The 16,760-nt window shown below is 53.7% G+C and carries 14 protein-coding genes; 9 read left to right on the forward strand and 5 right to left on the reverse strand.

Translation table 11 applies throughout. The annotated features are described in order from the left end of the window. Positions 1-364: 364 nt before the first annotated feature. A complete protein-coding gene (locus tag ACLJNW_RS13705; RefSeq protein ID WP_000973248.1) occupies positions 365-802 on the reverse strand; it encodes an acetyltransferase in 438 nt (145 codons plus the stop codon). 156 nt (positions 803-958) lie between these two features. Between ACLJNW_RS13705 and metA the strand changes: the two genes are divergently transcribed. The 4 genes from metA (at position 959) to aceK (ending at position 6,947) form a co-directional block, all read left to right on the forward strand. Next, complete coding sequence (gene metA / locus ACLJNW_RS13710; RefSeq protein WP_001122767.1) at positions 959-1,888, forward strand: homoserine O-succinyltransferase MetA; 930 nt, start codon at positions 959-961, stop codon at positions 1,886-1,888. Positions 1,889-2,156: 268 nt separating this feature from the next. Then, positions 2,157-3,758: a malate synthase A gene (gene aceB / locus ACLJNW_RS13715; RefSeq protein WP_023204793.1), complete on the forward strand. Its 1,602-nt coding sequence runs from the start codon at positions 2,157-2,159 to the stop codon at positions 3,756-3,758. Positions 3,759-3,789: 31 nt separating this feature from the next. Further along, positions 3,790-5,094 (forward strand): isocitrate lyase, encoded by a 1,305-nt coding sequence (aceA, locus tag ACLJNW_RS13720; protein ID WP_000857882.1) that lies wholly within the window; start codon positions 3,790-3,792, stop codon positions 5,092-5,094. A 101-nt stretch (positions 5,095-5,195) separates the two neighbouring features. Continuing rightward, a complete protein-coding gene (gene aceK, locus ACLJNW_RS13725) occupies positions 5,196-6,947 on the forward strand; it encodes a bifunctional isocitrate dehydrogenase kinase/phosphatase (RefSeq protein ID WP_001137266.1) in 1,752 nt (583 codons plus the stop codon). Here aceK and ACLJNW_RS13730 read toward each other — a convergent pair. Then, a complete protein-coding gene (locus ACLJNW_RS13730; RefSeq protein ID WP_010989091.1) occupies positions 6,911-7,318 on the reverse strand; it encodes an ASCH domain-containing protein in 408 nt (135 codons plus the stop codon). The genes aceK and ACLJNW_RS13730 overlap by 37 nt on opposite strands. Before the next feature lie 10 nt (positions 7,319-7,328). Continuing rightward, the gene (gene iclR / locus ACLJNW_RS13735) at positions 7,329-8,153 is read right to left on the reverse strand and encodes a glyoxylate bypass operon transcriptional repressor IclR (protein ID WP_000226434.1); all 825 of its coding nucleotides are present in this window, start codon (positions 8,151-8,153) and stop codon (positions 7,329-7,331) included. Between the two features lie 304 nt (positions 8,154-8,457). Here iclR and metH point away from each other — a divergent pair, with 304 nt between their 5' ends. Then, the gene (gene metH, locus ACLJNW_RS13740) at positions 8,458-12,141 is read left to right on the forward strand and encodes a methionine synthase (protein ID WP_023204794.1); all 3,684 of its coding nucleotides are present in this window, start codon (positions 8,458-8,460) and stop codon (positions 12,139-12,141) included. A gap of 266 nt (positions 12,142-12,407) precedes the next feature. Further along, the gene (locus ACLJNW_RS13745; protein WP_000956811.1) at positions 12,408-14,039 is read left to right on the forward strand and encodes a Na/Pi cotransporter family protein; all 1,632 of its coding nucleotides are present in this window, start codon (positions 12,408-12,410) and stop codon (positions 14,037-14,039) included. Between the two features lie 89 nt (positions 14,040-14,128). Here ACLJNW_RS13745 and pepE read toward each other — a convergent pair whose 3' ends face one another. Beyond that, complete coding sequence (gene pepE, locus ACLJNW_RS13750) at positions 14,129-14,818, reverse strand: dipeptidase PepE (RefSeq protein ID WP_000421776.1); 690 nt, start codon at positions 14,816-14,818, stop codon at positions 14,129-14,131. Positions 14,819-14,889: 71 nt separating this feature from the next. Here pepE and ACLJNW_RS13755 point away from each other — a divergent pair, with 71 nt between their 5' ends. Genes ACLJNW_RS13755 through rluF form a run of 3 tightly spaced genes read left to right on the forward strand, consistent with a single transcriptional unit; the run spans position 14,890 to position 16,481 of the window. Further along, complete coding sequence (locus tag ACLJNW_RS13755) at positions 14,890-14,991, forward strand: hypothetical protein (protein WP_031608259.1); 102 nt, start codon at positions 14,890-14,892, stop codon at positions 14,989-14,991. Positions 14,992-15,025: 34 nt separating this feature from the next. Next, positions 15,026-15,565 carry a DUF2058 domain-containing protein gene (locus ACLJNW_RS13760; RefSeq protein WP_001096724.1) on the forward strand — a complete coding sequence of 180 codons (540 nt, stop codon included), beginning with the start codon at positions 15,026-15,028 and terminating at the stop codon, positions 15,563-15,565. A 46-nt stretch (positions 15,566-15,611) separates the two neighbouring features. Then, positions 15,612-16,481 (forward strand): 23S rRNA pseudouridine(2604) synthase RluF, encoded by an 870-nt coding sequence (rluF, locus tag ACLJNW_RS13765; protein WP_000954618.1) that lies wholly within the window; start codon positions 15,612-15,614, stop codon positions 16,479-16,481. Here the strand turns inward: rluF and ACLJNW_RS13770 are convergent. Next, on the reverse strand, positions 16,478-16,750 hold the full coding sequence (locus ACLJNW_RS13770; RefSeq protein ID WP_001207628.1) for a DUF3811 domain-containing protein: 273 nt from the start codon (positions 16,748-16,750) through the stop codon (positions 16,478-16,480). The genes rluF and ACLJNW_RS13770 overlap by 4 nt on opposite strands. Positions 16,751-16,760 lie beyond the last annotated feature (10 nt).

Raw genomic sequence — 16,760 nt, forward strand, 5'->3', positions numbered from 1 at the left:
CAGAAGTGAAACGCCGTAGCGCCGATGGTAGTGTGGGGTCTCCCCATGCGAGAGTAGGGAACTGCCAGGCATCAAATAAAACGAAGGGCCCTGTCGGAAGACAGGGCCTTTTGTTTTATCTGTGGTCTGTCGGTGAGCACTCGTTGCGCAGCAACGGCCCGTAGGGTGGCGGGCAGGACGCCCGCCATAAACTGCCAGGCATCAGACAAGTGAAGAAGCCCGTCCGTCTGGACGGGCTTCTTTGCGTGTGTGGTAACTGTAAAAATGTAGGCCTGATAAGCGCAGCGCCATCAGGCAACCGGCACCGCCGGATGGCAGTTTCGCCTTATCCGGCCTGTATGCACTTATCAGGCAGCACCACTACTCACGGATAAATTAAATTCAACAATGGATACGGTTTCCCAAGATCGTCAACCTCCGAACGTCCTGTCACCTTAAATCCCATTTTCTTATAAAATCCAACAGCTTGTGTATTTTGCTCGTTAACATTGGTTGTCAACCCCGGCGCCAGTGTTAACGCATGTTCAACTAATCTTTTACCGATACCCTGACCACGCACGTCCGGATCGACAAACAGCGCATCCATATGTTCACCGGTAAGCAGCATAAATCCTACCGGCTCATCCTGATCGGTCACGGCAACCCATAGTGGCGCTTCTGGCAGAAAATCGCTCACCAGCTCTTCCAGTTCGGCCCGATAAGCGTTTGACAGAAAATCGTGCGTGGCATCGACTGAGCGACGCCAGATCGCAATCAGTTTTTCCCCTTCCTCATGCCTTGAACGGCGAATGTTAATCATCATCTTCACTCCTTTTTTGCTTACTTCTATTCTAATGCAAATGCTGTCGTGAAACTTTCTCACCTTGAACTTGCAGACTCGACATTCGCCTGATTTCTGAGTATCTTCAGCTATCTGGATGTCTAAACGTTTAAACGTATGTCGTGAGGTTATCAGGTTATGCCGATTCGCGTGCTGGACGAGCTACCCGCCGTCAATTTTTTACGTGAGGAGAATGTCTTCGTCATGACGACTTCTCGCGCATCAGGTCAGGAAATTCGCCCGCTAAAGGTACTTATCCTTAACCTGATGCCGAAGAAGATTGAAACGGAAAATCAGTTTCTGCGTTTGCTATCGAACTCGCCATTGCAGGTCGATATTCAACTACTGCGGATAGATGCCCGCGAGTCGAGGAACACGCCAGCCGAGCATCTGAACAACTTTTACTGTAACTTCGACGATATCTGCGATCAGAACTTTGATGGGCTTATCGTGACCGGAGCGCCGCTGGGTCTGGTGGAGTTTAATGACGTGGCTTACTGGCCGCAGATTAGGCAGGTGCTGGAATGGGCGAAAGATCACGTTACTTCGACGCTATTTGTCTGTTGGGCCGTTCAGGCCGCACTCAATATTCTGTATGGTATCCCTAAGCAGACCCGTACAGATAAACTTTCCGGCGTCTATGAACATCACATCCTTCATCCACATGCTCTGTTAACGCGTGGTTTTGATGATTCGTTTCTGGCGCCACACTCACGCTATGCCGATTTCCCGGCGGCGCTAATACGGGATTATACGGATCTTGAAATTCTGGCCGAAACAGAAGAAGGGGATGCGTACCTGTTTGCCAGCAAAGATAAACGTATTGCGTTTGTCACCGGTCATCCTGAATATGACGCTCATACGTTAGCGGGTGAATATTTTCGTGACGTTGAGGCCGGGTTAAATCCGGAGGTTCCGTACAACTATTTCCCAAAAAACGATCCGCAAAACATACCGCGCGCAACCTGGCGCAGCCACGGTAATTTACTGTTTACTAACTGGCTCAACTATTATGTCTACCAGATTACGCCATATGATCTGCGTCACATGAATCCAACCCTGGATTAATCTTCTGCTTCTGACGATCCTAAAGCGTTTCAGCATGTTGAATCAGGCACCTTCGGGTGCCTTTTTTATTTCCGAAACGCACCTCATCATGTAATTAAATTTAATTTATATTGTTATCAATAGGTTAATGCATAATTAAATTAAAAATGGAAATTGTTTTTGATTTTGAAATTTAATTGAGTAGTCTTAGTTGTGTTGAACGAAAAGCGCACAGTGATCCTTCGTTCGCATTGGGGATGTATCTGGATCAACAACGAGGAGCTGCATGATGAATCCACAGGCAACCACAACTGATGAATTAACCTTTACCAGGCCGCAAGGCGAGCTGGAAAAGCAAGTCCTGACCGCTGAGGCAGTCGAGTTTTTGACGGAGTTAGTCACCCGTTTTACGCCAAAACGCAATAAACTCCTGGCTGCACGTATCCAGCAACAGCAGGATATTGATAACGGTAAGTTGCCTGATTTTATTTCGGAAACCACTTCCATTAGAGAAAGTAATTGGCAGATTCGTGGTATTCCGGCGGATTTACAGGATCGCCGAGTAGAAATTACCGGGCCGGTTGAACGTAAAATGGTGATTAATGCCCTGAACGCAAATGTGAAAGTGTTTATGGCGGATTTTGAAGACTCGCTGGCGCCGGACTGGAATAAAGTTATTGATGGTCAAATCAACCTGCGTGATGCGGTGAACGGCACCATTAGCTATACCAACGAAGCCGGAAAAATCTATCAGCTCAAGCCCGATCCGGCCGTATTGATTTGTCGTGTACGTGGTCTACATCTGCCAGAAAAACATGTTACCTGGCGGGGGGAAGCCATTCCCGGCAGCCTGTTTGATTTTGCTCTGTACTTTTTCCACAACTATAGAGCGCTGCTCGCTAAAGGTAGCGGCCCGTATTTTTACCTGCCGAAAACGCAAGCCTGGCAGGAGGCAGCCTGGTGGAGTGAAGTTTTCAGCTACGCCGAAGACCGCTTTAATCTGCCGCGCGGTACGATCAAAGCGACCCTGTTGATTGAAACGCTGCCGGCTGTTTTCCAGATGGATGAGATTCTTCATGCGCTGCGTGATCATATCGTCGGTCTCAACTGTGGTCGCTGGGATTATATTTTCAGCTATATCAAAACGTTGAAAAATCACCCGGATCGCGTCTTGCCGGACAGACAGGTGGTAACGATGGACAAACCGTTTCTGAGCGCCTACTCGCGCCTGCTGATCAAAACCTGTCACAAGCGCGGCGCGTTCGCGATGGGCGGTATGGCGGCGTTTATCCCGAGCAAAGACGTTGAACGCAACAATCAGGTCCTTGCCAAAGTGAAAGCGGATAAAGCGCTGGAAGCGAACAACGGCCACGACGGCACGTGGATTGCGCATCCCGGGTTGGCGGATACCGCAATGGCCGTCTTTAACGAGGTACTGGGCGAGCACAAAAATCAGCTGTTCATTACCCGTGATGAAGATGCGCCGATTACCGCTGAACAGTTACTGGAGCCATGTGAAGGCGAACGCACAGAAGCGGGAATGCGCGCCAATATTCGCGTGGCAGTGCAGTACATTGAAGCGTGGATCTCCGGCAATGGCTGTGTACCGATTTACGGTCTGATGGAGGATGCCGCGACGGCGGAAATCTCACGAACCTCTATCTGGCAGTGGATTCACCATGAGAAAACACTGAGCAATGGAAAACCCGTAACGAAAGCGCTTTTCCGCGAAATGTTGGCGGAAGAGATGCGGGTAATCCAGGACGAACTGGGCGAGCACCGCTACAGCAGCGGGCGCTTCGACGATGCCGCACGTCTGATGGAGCAAATCACCACCTCAGATGACTTAATCGACTTCCTCACCCTGCCGGGCTATCGCTTACTGGCTTAATTCACCACATAACAATATGGAGCATCTGCACATGAAAACCCGTACTCAACAAATCGAAGAATTACAGAAAGAGTGGACACAACCGCGCTGGGAAGGCATCACCCGCCCGTACAGCGCGGAGGAGGTGGTGAAATTACGCGGCTCGGTTAACCCGGAATGCACGCTGGCGCAGCTCGGCGCCGCGAAAATGTGGCGGCTGTTGCACGGTGAAGCGAAAAAAGGCTATATCAACAGCCTTGGCGCGCTGACCGGCGGTCAGGCGTTGCAGCAGGCGAAAGCTGGTATTGAGGCGATTTATCTTTCAGGCTGGCAGGTGGCGGCGGACGCGAACCTGGCATCAAGTATGTATCCGGATCAATCGTTGTACCCGGCAAACTCTGTTCCGGCGGTAGTGGATCGGATCAACAACACTTTCCGTCGTGCAGATCAGATCCAGTGGGCATCCGGTATTGAACCCAACGATCCGCGCTATGTGGATTACTTCCTGCCGATCGTTGCTGATGCGGAAGCCGGTTTTGGCGGCGTTCTGAATGCCTTCGAACTGATGAAATCGATGATTGAAGCCGGTGCAGCGGCCGTTCACTTCGAAGATCAGCTGGCGTCGGTGAAGAAATGCGGCCATATGGGCGGCAAGGTGCTGGTCCCCACGCAGGAGGCGATTCAGAAACTGGTTGCTGCGCGTCTGGCCGCTGATGTGATGGGCGTCCCGACGCTGGTGATTGCGCGTACCGATGCGGATGCGGCAGATCTGATCACCTCCGACTGCGATCCCTATGACAGCGGTTTTATTACCGGCGAACGCACCAGCGAAGGTTTTTACCGCACCCATGCGGGCATTGAGCAGGCGATCAGCCGCGGTCTGGCGTATGCCCCGTATGCCGATCTGGTATGGTGCGAAACCTCTACGCCGGATCTCGAACTGGCGCGTCGTTTTGCCGATGCTATCCACGCGAAGTATCCGGGCAAACTGCTGGCCTATAACTGTTCGCCATCCTTCAACTGGCAGAAGAATCTGGACGACAAGACCATTGCCAGCTTCCAGCAGCAGTTGTCGGACATGGGTTACAAATACCAGTTTATTACCCTGGCGGGTATTCACAGCATGTGGTTCAACATGTTTGACCTGGCGCATGCATACGCTCAGGGCGAGGGCATGAAACACTATGTTGAGAAGGTTCAACAACCCGAGTTCGCCGCGGCGAAAGACGGCTACACCTTTGTTTCCCACCAGCAGGAAGTGGGCACTGGTTACTTCGACAAAGTCACCACCATTATTCAGGGTGGCGCGTCATCCGTTACCGCGTTAACGGGTTCCACCGAAGAATCGCAGTTTTGATTGATGCCCGGTGGCGCTGCGCTTACCGGGCCTACAGATAGCGTAGGCCGGATAAGCGAACGCGCCATCCGGCAGGACGTGGTGCCGGATGAGGGGAAAAAATGCCGCGTGGCCTGGAATTACTGATTGCTCAAACCATCCTGCAAGGCTTTGACGCGCAGTATGGTCGATTTCTGGAAGTGACTTCCGGCGCGCAGCAGCGTTTTGAACAGGCCGACTGGCACGCCGTCCAGCAGGCGATGAAAAGCCGTATCCACCTCTATGATCATCATGTGGGTCTGGTGGTGGAGCAACTGCGCTGTATTACCGATGGCAAAAGTACCGACGCGGATTTCCTTTTACGCGTTAAAGAGCATTACACCCGGCTGTTGCCGGATTACCCGCGCTTCGAGATTGCGGAGAGCTTTTTCAACTCCGTTTATTGCCGGTTATTTGACCACCGCTCGTTAACACCCGAGCGGTTGTTTATTTTCAGTTCGCAACCGGAGCGTCGCTTCCGTACTATCCCGCGCCCGCTGGCCAAAGACTTCTTTCCCGATCACGGTTGGGAGCCGCTGTTGATGCGCATACTCAGTGACTTACCGCTGCGTCTGCCCTGGCAGAATAAAAGCCGGGATATCCGCTATATTATCGCGCACCTGACTGAAACACTGGGCGAGGACGCGCTACCTCGCTGCCATGTCCAGGTGGCGAATGAGTTGTTTTACCGTAATAAAGCGGCCTGGCTGGTAGGTAAATTAACCACACCTGACGGTACGCTGCCGTTTTTATTGCCGATTCATCGTACTGATGAGGGGGAACTGTTTGTCGATACCTGCCTGACCACCACGGCAGAAGCGAGCATTGTGTTTGGTTTTGCCCGCTCTTATTTTATGGTGTATGCGCCGCTGCCTGCCGCGCTGGTTGAGTGGTTGCGTGAAATCCTGCCGGGTAAAACCACTGCCGAACTGTATATGGCGATTGGCTGCCAGAAACATGCGAAAACCGAAAGCTACCGCGAATATTTATGTTATCTGGCTGAAAGCGATGAGAAATTCATTGAGGCGCCTGGTATCCGCGGCATGGTGATGCTGGTGTTTACCCTGCCAGGTTTCGACCGGGTATTTAAAATCATTAAAGACAAATTCGCCCCGCAGAAAGAGATGTCTGCCGCCCATGTGCGTGCCTGTTATCAACTGGTAAAAGAGCATGATCGCGTCGGTCGTATGGCGGATACCCAGGAGTTTGAGAATTTCGTACTGGATAAACGGCAAATCGATCCGGCGCTGATGGCGCTGTTACGACAAGAAGCGCCAGAGAAGATTACCGATCTTGGGGAACATATCGTCATTCGCCATCTCTATATTGAACGTCGCATGGTGCCACTCAATATCTGGCTGGAACAGGTAGAAGGCCAGCAGTTGCGCGATGCGATAGAAGAATATGGTAATGCGATTCGCCAGCTTGCCGCCGCTAATATTTTCCCCGGCGATATGTTGTTTAAAAACTTTGGCGTTACCCGTCATGGTCGCGTGGTGTTCTATGACTACGATGAAATTTGCTACATGACGGAAGTGAATTTCCGCGATATTCCGCCAGCGCGTTATCCGGAAGACGAACTGGCCAGCGAACCCTGGTATAGCGTCTCGCCGGGTGATGTTTTCCCGGAGGAGTTTCGCCACTGGCTGTGTGCCGATCCGCGTATCGGGCCATTGTTTGAAGAGATGCATGCCGACCTGTTTCGCGCCGATTACTGGCGCGCGCTACAGACGCGTATTAAAGAAGGGCATGTAGAAGATGTGTATGCCTATCGACGTCGCCAGCGCTTTAGCGTGCGTTACGGCGCGATCTCAAGTACGGCGAACTCTTCGTAAACCAGTTCCATCTCCGGCGACCAATTACCCTCGCGCTCAAAAAAGGCCCGGTGTGCCGCTTGCCAGTACGCCAGGCTAAGATCGCCTTCGCCTTCCAGTGCGGCGAGATCGGCGCTCATCTCGTTAAAACGGATCAGCCTGAGCGCCAGCGTGCGTATGACGCACACGGCGTCGCCTGTGCCGTTGAGCACAATGTGATATGACCCGGGCGTGACAGGGGGCTGCTCTTTCTGATAGCTAACCAGCGAGCTACAGGTGCCACGCTTTTTACCGGCGACCACTAGCGCCGCCAGCTCGTCGGCCAGCGCCGGCGAATCACCGAAAGACCAACAGAAGGCCTGTGGGTACTTCTCCTGCCAGTATAATTTCAGGCTGCTCATTTCAGCGAGTTCCACCATAGGCCAGCGTCACCTCTTTCGCCGCTTTAATCACCATGGCGCCAAGTTCGGTGACGCGATCGTCGGTAATGCGTGAGCAGGGGCCGGAAATAGAGAGGGCCGCAAACGGTTCGCGGTGTTCGTCATAAATACACGAGGCCACGCAGCGCAGACCGAGCGCATGTTCTTCGTCGTCAAAGGAATAGCCGCGCTTGCGTGTTTGGGCGAGGTCATCTTTCAGATGCAGCGGCGACACCAGCGTCGCATGGGTATAAGCGTGCAACCCCTTGCGGTGCAGCAGACTGGTAACCTGTTCCTCACTGAGCTGTGATAAAAACGCCTTGCCCGCGCCAGAGGCGTGCATGGGCAGCTTGCCGCCGATCGGCGCGGACATACGCATCAGCTGCGTACACTGCACCTGATCGATAATAATGGCCTGATGGTCGCTCTGGTCGAGTACGGCAAGGTTTACCGTTTCGCCGGAGTCCTCCATCAGCTTGCGCAAAATCGGATGGACAATCGCCAGCAGATTACGGCTCTGTAAGAAGCTGCTACCGACGATAAACGCGTGTGCGCCTACGGCCCAGTGGCCCAGCTCACCAACCTGGCGGACAAAACCCTGTTGCTGCATGGTGGTGAGTAGACGGTGAGTCGTGGAATTAGGCAAACCCGCCTGTTGCGCCAGTTCGGTCAGCGCGACGCTGCCGTTGGACTCGGCAATCCACTCCAGTAGCTTCAGACCGCGAGTTAAAGACTGAACCTGCCCGGTTACGGGTGCAGTGGTAGCGGCAGGTTTTCTCCCGCGTTTCGCGGGAACAGGGGCAACCATGGCAGACTCCTTTTTCTGTATCGTGGAAATCATTTTCGTTTTATTCAATTATAATGCAAGAGTTCCTGAACTGATCGGATGAGTGACATCACAGGATGCCCGATGGCGCTTCGCTTATCAGGCTTACGCTTTGGGAGCTGCCAAAGTAATTTGTAGGCTGGATAAGGCGCTTGCGCCGCCATCCGGCAAAGCGACAGAAGTGGGTGGCAAGCTGAACATGTCTCATGTTGCCCGTTGTTCTCTTTTCCGCCAGCACGCTTTGTGCCAGTATGGCTCGTTACGTGGAGCGTTGTCGGGAGCGAGTGTGAGCAGCAAAGTTGAACAACTGCGTGCGCAGTTAAATGAACGTATTCTGGTGCTGGACGGCGGTATGGGCACCATGATCCAGAGCTATCGTCTACATGAAGAAGATTTCCGCGGGGAGCGCTTTGCCGACTGGCCCTGCGACCTGAAAGGCAACAATGACCTGCTGGTACTCAGCAAGCCGGAGGTGATCGCCGCTATCCACAACGCCTACTTTGAGGCTGGCGCGGATATCATCGAAACCAACACCTTTAACTCGACAACCATTGCGATGGCGGATTACCGGATGGAATCCCTGTCGGCGGAAATCAACTATGCGGCGGCCAAACTGGCGCGCGCCTGCGCCGATGAATGGACGGCGCGAACACCAGAAAAACCACGTTTTGTTGCGGGCGTGCTTGGTCCAACTAACCGCACGGCCTCCATTTCGCCGGACGTCAACGACCCGGCATTTCGTAATATCACCTTCGATCAGCTGGTGGCGGCCTACCGTGAATCCACCAAAGCGCTGGTGGAAGGCGGGGCGGACCTGATCCTGATTGAAACCGTCTTTGACACCCTGAATGCGAAAGCGGCGGTGTTTGCGGTGAAAGAAGAGTTTGAAGCGCTGGGCGTTGATCTGCCGATCATGATTTCCGGCACCATCACCGACGCCTCTGGCCGTACGCTTTCCGGCCAGACGACCGAAGCCTTTTATAACTCGCTGCGCCACGCCGAGGCGCTCACTTTTGGCCTTAACTGCGCGCTGGGGCCAGATGAACTGCGCCAGTACGTTCAGGAACTGTCGCGGATTGCCGAATGCTACGTCACCGCGCACCCGAACGCCGGCCTGCCGAACGCTTTCGGCGAGTATGACCTCGACGCCGACACCATGGCGAAACAGATTCGCGAATGGGCGGAAGCGGGCTTCCTGAATATCGTTGGCGGCTGCTGTGGCACTACGCCGGAGCATATCGCCGCCATGAGCCGCGCCGTTGCCGGTTTGTCGCCGCGCCAGCTGCCGGATATCCCGGTGGCCTGCCGCCTTTCCGGCCTGGAGCCGCTGAACATTGGTGACGATAGCCTGTTTGTGAACGTCGGCGAACGTACTAACGTCACCGGCTCGGCCAAATTTAAACGGCTGATCAAAGAAGAGAAATACAGCGAAGCGCTGGATGTCGCCCGTCAGCAGGTAGAAAGCGGCGCGCAGATTATTGATATCAATATGGATGAGGGGATGCTCGACGCCGAAGCGGCGATGGTGCGTTTCCTCAGCCTGATTGCCGGTGAGCCGGACATTGCCCGTGTACCAATCATGATTGACTCCTCCAAATGGGAGGTTATCGAAAAAGGGCTGAAGTGCATTCAGGGTAAAGGCATCGTCAACTCTATTTCGATGAAAGAGGGCGTGGAAGCCTTTATCCATCATGCGAAGTTGCTACGTCGCTATGGCGCCGCAGTGGTGGTGATGGCTTTTGATGAGCAGGGGCAGGCCGATACCCGCGAGCGTAAAATCGAAATTTGCCGCCGAGCCTACAAAATTCTCACCGAAGAGGTGGGCTTCCCGCCGGAAGACATCATTTTCGACCCGAATATCTTTGCCGTCGCCACCGGTATTGAAGAGCACAACAACTACGCGCAGGACTTTATCGGCGCCTGTGAGGACATCAAACGCGAGCTGCCGCATGCGCTGATCTCCGGCGGCGTGTCTAACGTGTCCTTCTCGTTCCGCGGCAACGACCCGGTACGTGAGGCTATCCACGCGGTATTCCTCTACTACGCCATCCGCAATGGCATGGACATGGGCATCGTCAACGCCGGGCAACTGGCGATTTATGACGACCTGCCTGCCGAACTGCGCGATGCGGTTGAAGATGTCATTCTTAACCGTCGCGATGACGGCACCGAGCGTTTGCTGGAACTGGCCGAGAAATACCGCGGCAGCAAAACCGACGAAGCTGCCAACGCCCAGCAGGCGGAATGGCGTAGCTGGGACGTGAAAAAGCGTCTCGAATACTCGCTGGTGAAAGGCATTACCGAATTTATCGAACAGGATACCGAAGAAGCCCGCCAGCAGGCCTCCCGCCCGATTGAGGTGATTGAAGGCCCGCTGATGGACGGCATGAACGTGGTCGGCGACCTGTTCGGCGAAGGGAAAATGTTCCTGCCGCAGGTGGTGAAATCCGCTCGCGTGATGAAACAAGCGGTGGCTTACCTGGAGCCGTTTATTGAAGCCAGCAAAGAAAAAGGCTCCAGCAACGGCAAGATGGTCATCGCCACCGTGAAGGGCGATGTGCACGACATTGGCAAGAACATTGTCGGCGTGGTGCTGCAATGCAACAACTACGAAATCGTCGATCTCGGCGTGATGGTGCCAGCGGAGAAAATCCTCAGAACGGCGCGTGAAGTGAATGCCGATCTGATTGGTCTTTCCGGGCTTATCACCCCGTCGCTGGACGAAATGGTCAACGTGGCGAAAGAGATGGAGCGTCAGGGCTTTACTATCCCGCTACTGATCGGCGGCGCAACCACTTCGAAAGCGCATACGGCGGTGAAAATCGAGCAGAACTACAGCGGTCCGACGGTCTACGTGCAGAATGCTTCGCGTACCGTGGGCGTGGTGGCGGCGCTACTCTCCGACACCCAGCGTGATGACTTTGTCGCCCGTACCCGCAAAGAGTACGAAACCGTGCGTATTCAGCACGCCCGCAAAAAACCGCGCACGCCGCCGGTCACGCTGGAAGCGGCGCGCGATAACGATCTGGCATTCGATTGGGAACGCTACACCCCGCCGGTAGCCCACCGTCTGGGCGTGCAGGAGGTGGAAGCCAGCATCGAAACTCTGCGCAACTACATCGACTGGACGCCGTTCTTTATGACCTGGTCGCTGGCCGGGAAGTATCCGCGTATCCTTGAAGATGAAGTGGTGGGTGAAGAGGCGCAGCGTTTGTTTAAAGACGCCAATGATATGCTGGATAAACTGAGCGCCGAGAAACTGTTGAATCCGCGTGGCGTGGTGGGCCTGTTCCCGGCGAACCGCATCGGCGATGGCATCGAAATCTATCGCGACGAAACCCGTACTCATGTTCTGACGGTCAGCCACCACCTGCGCCAGCAGACCGAGAAAGTCGGTTTTGCCAACTACTGTCTGGCGGATTTTGTCGCGCCGAAACTGAGCGGCAAAGCGGATTACATCGGTGCGTTTGCAGTCACCGGCGGTCTGGAGGAGGATGCGCTGGCGGACGCCTTCGAAGCGCAACACGACGACTATAACAAGATCATGGTGAAAGCGATTGCCGACCGTCTGGCGGAAGCGTTCGCGGAATATCTGCATGAGCGTGTACGTAAGGTTTACTGGGGATATGCGCCGAACGAGAGCCTGAGTAACGACGAATTAATCCGCGAAAACTACCAGGGGATTCGCCCGGCGCCGGGTTATCCTGCCTGCCCGGAACATACCGAAAAAGGCACTATCTGGCAGCTACTGGATGTCGAAAAACACACCGGGATGAAGCTCACCGAATCTTTCGCCATGTGGCCTGGCGCGTCGGTCTCCGGCTGGTACTTCAGCCATCCTGAGAGCAAATACTTCGCGGTAGCGCAGATCCAACGCGATCAGGTGACAGATTATGCTTTCCGTAAAGGAATGAGCATTGAGGATGTTGAGCGGTGGCTGGCGCCGAACCTGGGTTACGATGCGGACTGATTCATAAAATCGTCACTTTTCCTTACAACATACAAGGCACTCATTGGGTGCCTTGTCTCTTTCTTACAATTAAACCCTTATACTGAAGGAAGGCTCTACGCTGAATTTGCCGGATGGCGGCGTAAACGCCTTATCCAGCATACCGTATTACGTATGGTAAGCCCGGTGGCGTGCAACGCCAGCAGGCCTTAACGCTGTGCGCCATCAGGCAATTTATCGCAAGTGAGCTTCAGGAAAACGTATAACGATAAGGAGAACCTGACGCCGTGTTAACTTTGCTCCATCTACTTTCTGCCGTTGCGCTGTTGGTATGGGGAACACATATCGTTCGTACTGGCGTAATGCGCGTGTTTGGCGCGCGTCTACGCACTGTCCTCAGCCGCAGCGTGGAAAAGAAACCGCTCGCCTTTTGTGCGGGTATCGGTGTTACCGCGCTGGTACAAAGCAGTAACGCCACCACTTTATTGGTAACGTCGTTTGTCGCCCAGGATCTTGTCGCTCTGACGCCCGCGCTGGTGATCGTGCTGGGCGCCGATGTGGGTACTGCGCTAATGGCGCGTATTCTCACCTTTGACTTGTCGTGGCTGTCGCCGCTGCTGATTTTTATTGGCGTGATTTTCTTTTTGGGACGTAAGCAGTCCCGCGCCGGGCAGCTGGGTCGCGTCGGTATCGGGCTTGGCCTGATTCTACTGGCGCTGGAGCTGATTGTGCAGGCAGTGACGCCGATCACTCAGGCTAATGGCGTGCAGGTCATTTTCGCGTCGCTGACGGGCGACATTATGCTGGATGCGCTGATTGGCGCGATGTTCGCTATTATCAGTTATTCCAGCCTGGCGGCGGTGTTGCTGACGGCGACCCTGACGGCGGCGGGGATTATATCGTTCCCGGTGGCGTTGTGCCTGGTCATCGGCGCCAATCTGGGATCGGGCCTGTTGGCGATGCTCAACAACAGCGCCGCCAATGCTGCCGCGCGTCGCGTAGCGCTCGGCAGCCTATTGTTCAAATTGATCGGCAGCCTGGTCATCCTGCCGTTTGTCCATCCGCTGGCGAATCTGATGGATGAGCTATCGCTACCGAAATCAGAGCTGGTGATCTATTTCCACGTTTTCTATAACCTGGTGCGCTGCCTGGCGATGGTGCCATTTGCCGAGCTGATGGCGCGTTTTTGTAAACGGATTATTCGTGATGAGCCTGAACTGGATACCCATCTGAAGCCGAAACATCTGGATGTCAGCGCGCTGGATACGCCAACGCTGGCGCTGGCTAATGCTGCCCGTGAGGTGCTGCGCATTGGCGATGCGATGGAACAGATGATGGAAGGGCTAAAAAAGGTCATGCACGGCGAGCCGCGTGAAGAGAAAGCGCTGCGCAAGCTGGCGGATGACGTTAACGTGCTCTACACCGCGATTAAGCTTTATCTGGCGCGAATGCCAAAAGACGAGCTGGCGGCGGAGGAGTCCCGCCGGTGGGCGGAGATTATTGAGATGGCCCTGAACCTCGAACAGGCGTCGGATATTATCGAGCGAATGGGCAGTGAGATTGCCGACAAGTCGCTGGCGGCGCGTCGGGCATTTTCAGAAGAAGGATTGAAAGAGCTGGATGCGCTTTACGATCAACTGCTCAGTAATCTGCAACTGGCGATGTCGGTCTTTTTCTCCGGCGATGTCACCAGCGCCCGTCGGTTGCGCCGCAGTAAACATCGCTTCCGTATACTTAATCGCCGATACTCACATGCGCATGTCGACCGCCTGCACCAGCAGAACGTGCAAAGCATTGAAACCAGCTCGCTTCATTTAGGGCTGCTGGGCGATATGAAGCGTCTTAACTCACTGTTCTGTTCGGTCGCCTATAGCGTACTGGAACAACCGGATCAGGACGAGGAACGGGGCGAGTATTAAGTGAAATGCCGGGTGGCGGCGTAAACGTCTTCCGGCCTACGGAGAACATGCGCGTAGGCCCGCCATTCGGCATTCAATGTGGCCTGGGATTAAAAGCGATGACCCGCTTCCAGCGCCACGGCCTCTTCGCCCGCTTTAAACACCCAGGTGGTATTCGGGCCGCCGAGAACCGCCTGGCCGTTGCTCACCTGAATCCAGTTACCTTCCGGCAAACCAATCACTGTCAGTTCCGGCGCGACCACCAGCAGTTCGCGAATACGCTGCTCGCGGGTCTCGCCCTTATGACCTTCCGGCAAGGCGTTAGTGAAGTGAGGATTAATTTGCAGCGGGAACAGATCCAGCGCGTCGAAACCGTTTGGATCGACGATCGGCATATCGTTGGTCGTGCGGATAGTCGGGCAGGCAAGGTTGGCGCCCGCGCTCCAGCCGATATACAGCGCGCCGCGTTTTACCCTGTCCGCCATCGGCGCCAGCAGCCCGCGTTCACGCGATTCTTTCAGTAGCTGGAAGGTATTTCCGCCGCCGACAATAATGATTTCCGCTTTCTCAATCGCCGCAAGCGGATCGGCGACACGATGAATCCCTGTGACGTTTATCCCTAATGGCGCAAGTACCTCTGCGGTTTTATCCGTGTACTCGTCCCATGTTTGCGTGACGCCGGCAAACGGAATAAACACGGCTGAACGTCGACCGTTCAATTGATTCGCTATCAGCGGCAGAGCGTGTTCCAGCCAGGCTTTACCCGGCAGCGTCGAGTTACTTAATAAAAGCAGTTCCATTACTTCTCCACCTCATCAGGAAATGTCAAAACGTAATAATGCTACCATTATCCATTTAATGTCTTACTGATATGGCTCATGATGTTACGCGTGTTACAGGCAACGCGCGGTCGCTAAAAGTGACGCCAGGCCAGATCTGCTATCTGGTATCGCCTGAAAAATTACAGGTATAATCCGCAAAATTATTTAACACGTTTAGAGACGAAAATGGCAAAACTGACCTTACAAGAGCAACTGCTACAAGCGGGATTAGTGACCAGCAAAAAAATGGCCAAAGTCCAGCGCACGGCTAAAAAATCACGCGTTCAGGCTCGTGAGGCCAGAGAGGCGGTGGAAGAAAATAAAAAGGCGCAACTTGAGCGTGATAAACAACTCAGTGAACAGCAAAAACAAGCGGTTTTAGCGAAAGAGTTTAAAGCTCAGGTTAAGCAACTTATTGAAATGAATAGAATCAATGTATCTAAAGGCGATATTGGTTTTAACTTCACCGATAATAACGTCATCAAAAAAATAGACGTGGATAAGCTCACTCAGACGCAACTGATTAATGGGCGTCTCGCGATTGCGCGTCTGGTTATCAATAACAGCGGTGAATGTGAATATGCGATTATTCCCGCGAGCGTCGCCGATAAAATCGCACAACGAGATGCGGACAGTATTGTCGTAAACAGTGCGCTGAGTCAGGAAGAGCAGGACGAAGATGATCCGTATGCCGATTTTAAAGTTCCTGACGATTTGATGTGGTAAGTCACATTCCCAACGTTTATGTAGAAAAATTTCTCAGAGAGTAAATATGCTGACCGACACATCTACCCGGCTTAATAAATATATCAGTGAAAGCGGCATCTGTTCGCGTCGCGAGGCGGACCGTTTTATCGAACAGGGCAATGTCTTTATCAACGGCAAACGCGCCGCCATTGGCGATCAGGTGGTCGCCGGGGATGTTGTTAAAGTAAATGGTCGGTTGATTGAGCCGCGAGAAGCGGATGATTTAGTGCTGATTGCGCTGAATAAACCGGTTGGCATTGTCAGTACCACTGAAGACGGCGAACGCGACAATATTGTCGATTTTGTGAACCACAGCAAACGTATCTTCCCGATTGGTCGTCTGGATAAAGACTCGCAGGGGCTGATATTTCTGACTAACCACGGCGATCTGGTCAATAAGATTCTGCGTGCCGGTAACGATCACGAAAAAGAGTATCTGGTGACGGTGGATAAACCGATTACCGACGAGTTTATACGCGGTATGGGCGCTGGCGTGCCGATTCTGGGTACCGTCACCAAAAAATGTAAGGTGAAAAAAGAGGCGCCGTTTGTCTTTCGCATTACCCTGGTGCAGGGATTAAACCGTCAGATCCGTCGTATGTGTGAATACTTTGGTTATGAAGTGACGAAACTGGAGCGTACGCGCATTATGAACGTCAGTCTGAGCGGGATTCCGCTGGGCGAGTGGCGCGATCTGACGGACGATGAGCTGATCGATCTGTTTAAGTTGATTGAGCGTTCCTCTTCCGAAGCCAAACCAAAGGCCAAAGCGAAGCCGAAGACCACGGGTATTAAGCGACCGGTCGTTGCGATCGAAAAAAGCAATGAGAAAGCGCGCCCGGCATCAAGCGGTAAGCGCTTTACCTCGCCGGGACGAAAGAAGAAAGGACGTTAACGTCTGCCGCGCGTCGGCGTATTCGCCGACCAGGAGAATGACGCTTCCGTATCGGGTTTATACGCCTGCTTCTTCTTCAACTGGCGGGCTTTTTTCGCTTCAGCCTCACGCAGCGCCATCAGCTTATCGATGTACTCCTTTTTTACGCTGTTGGTCTCAGAATTGGTCAGCGGACGACCGTGTGCAATACGGGCGCGGTCCAGCAACGTTTTCAGTTCGCGCTGTTCGCGCTCGGTCATCTCTTTTTGGGTAATGCGGGGGAGTGCCATACGGGTGCCC

The organism is Salmonella sp. SAL4457, assembly GCF_046548235.1.
GTDB lineage: Bacteria > Pseudomonadota > Gammaproteobacteria > Enterobacterales > Enterobacteriaceae > Salmonella > Salmonella enterica.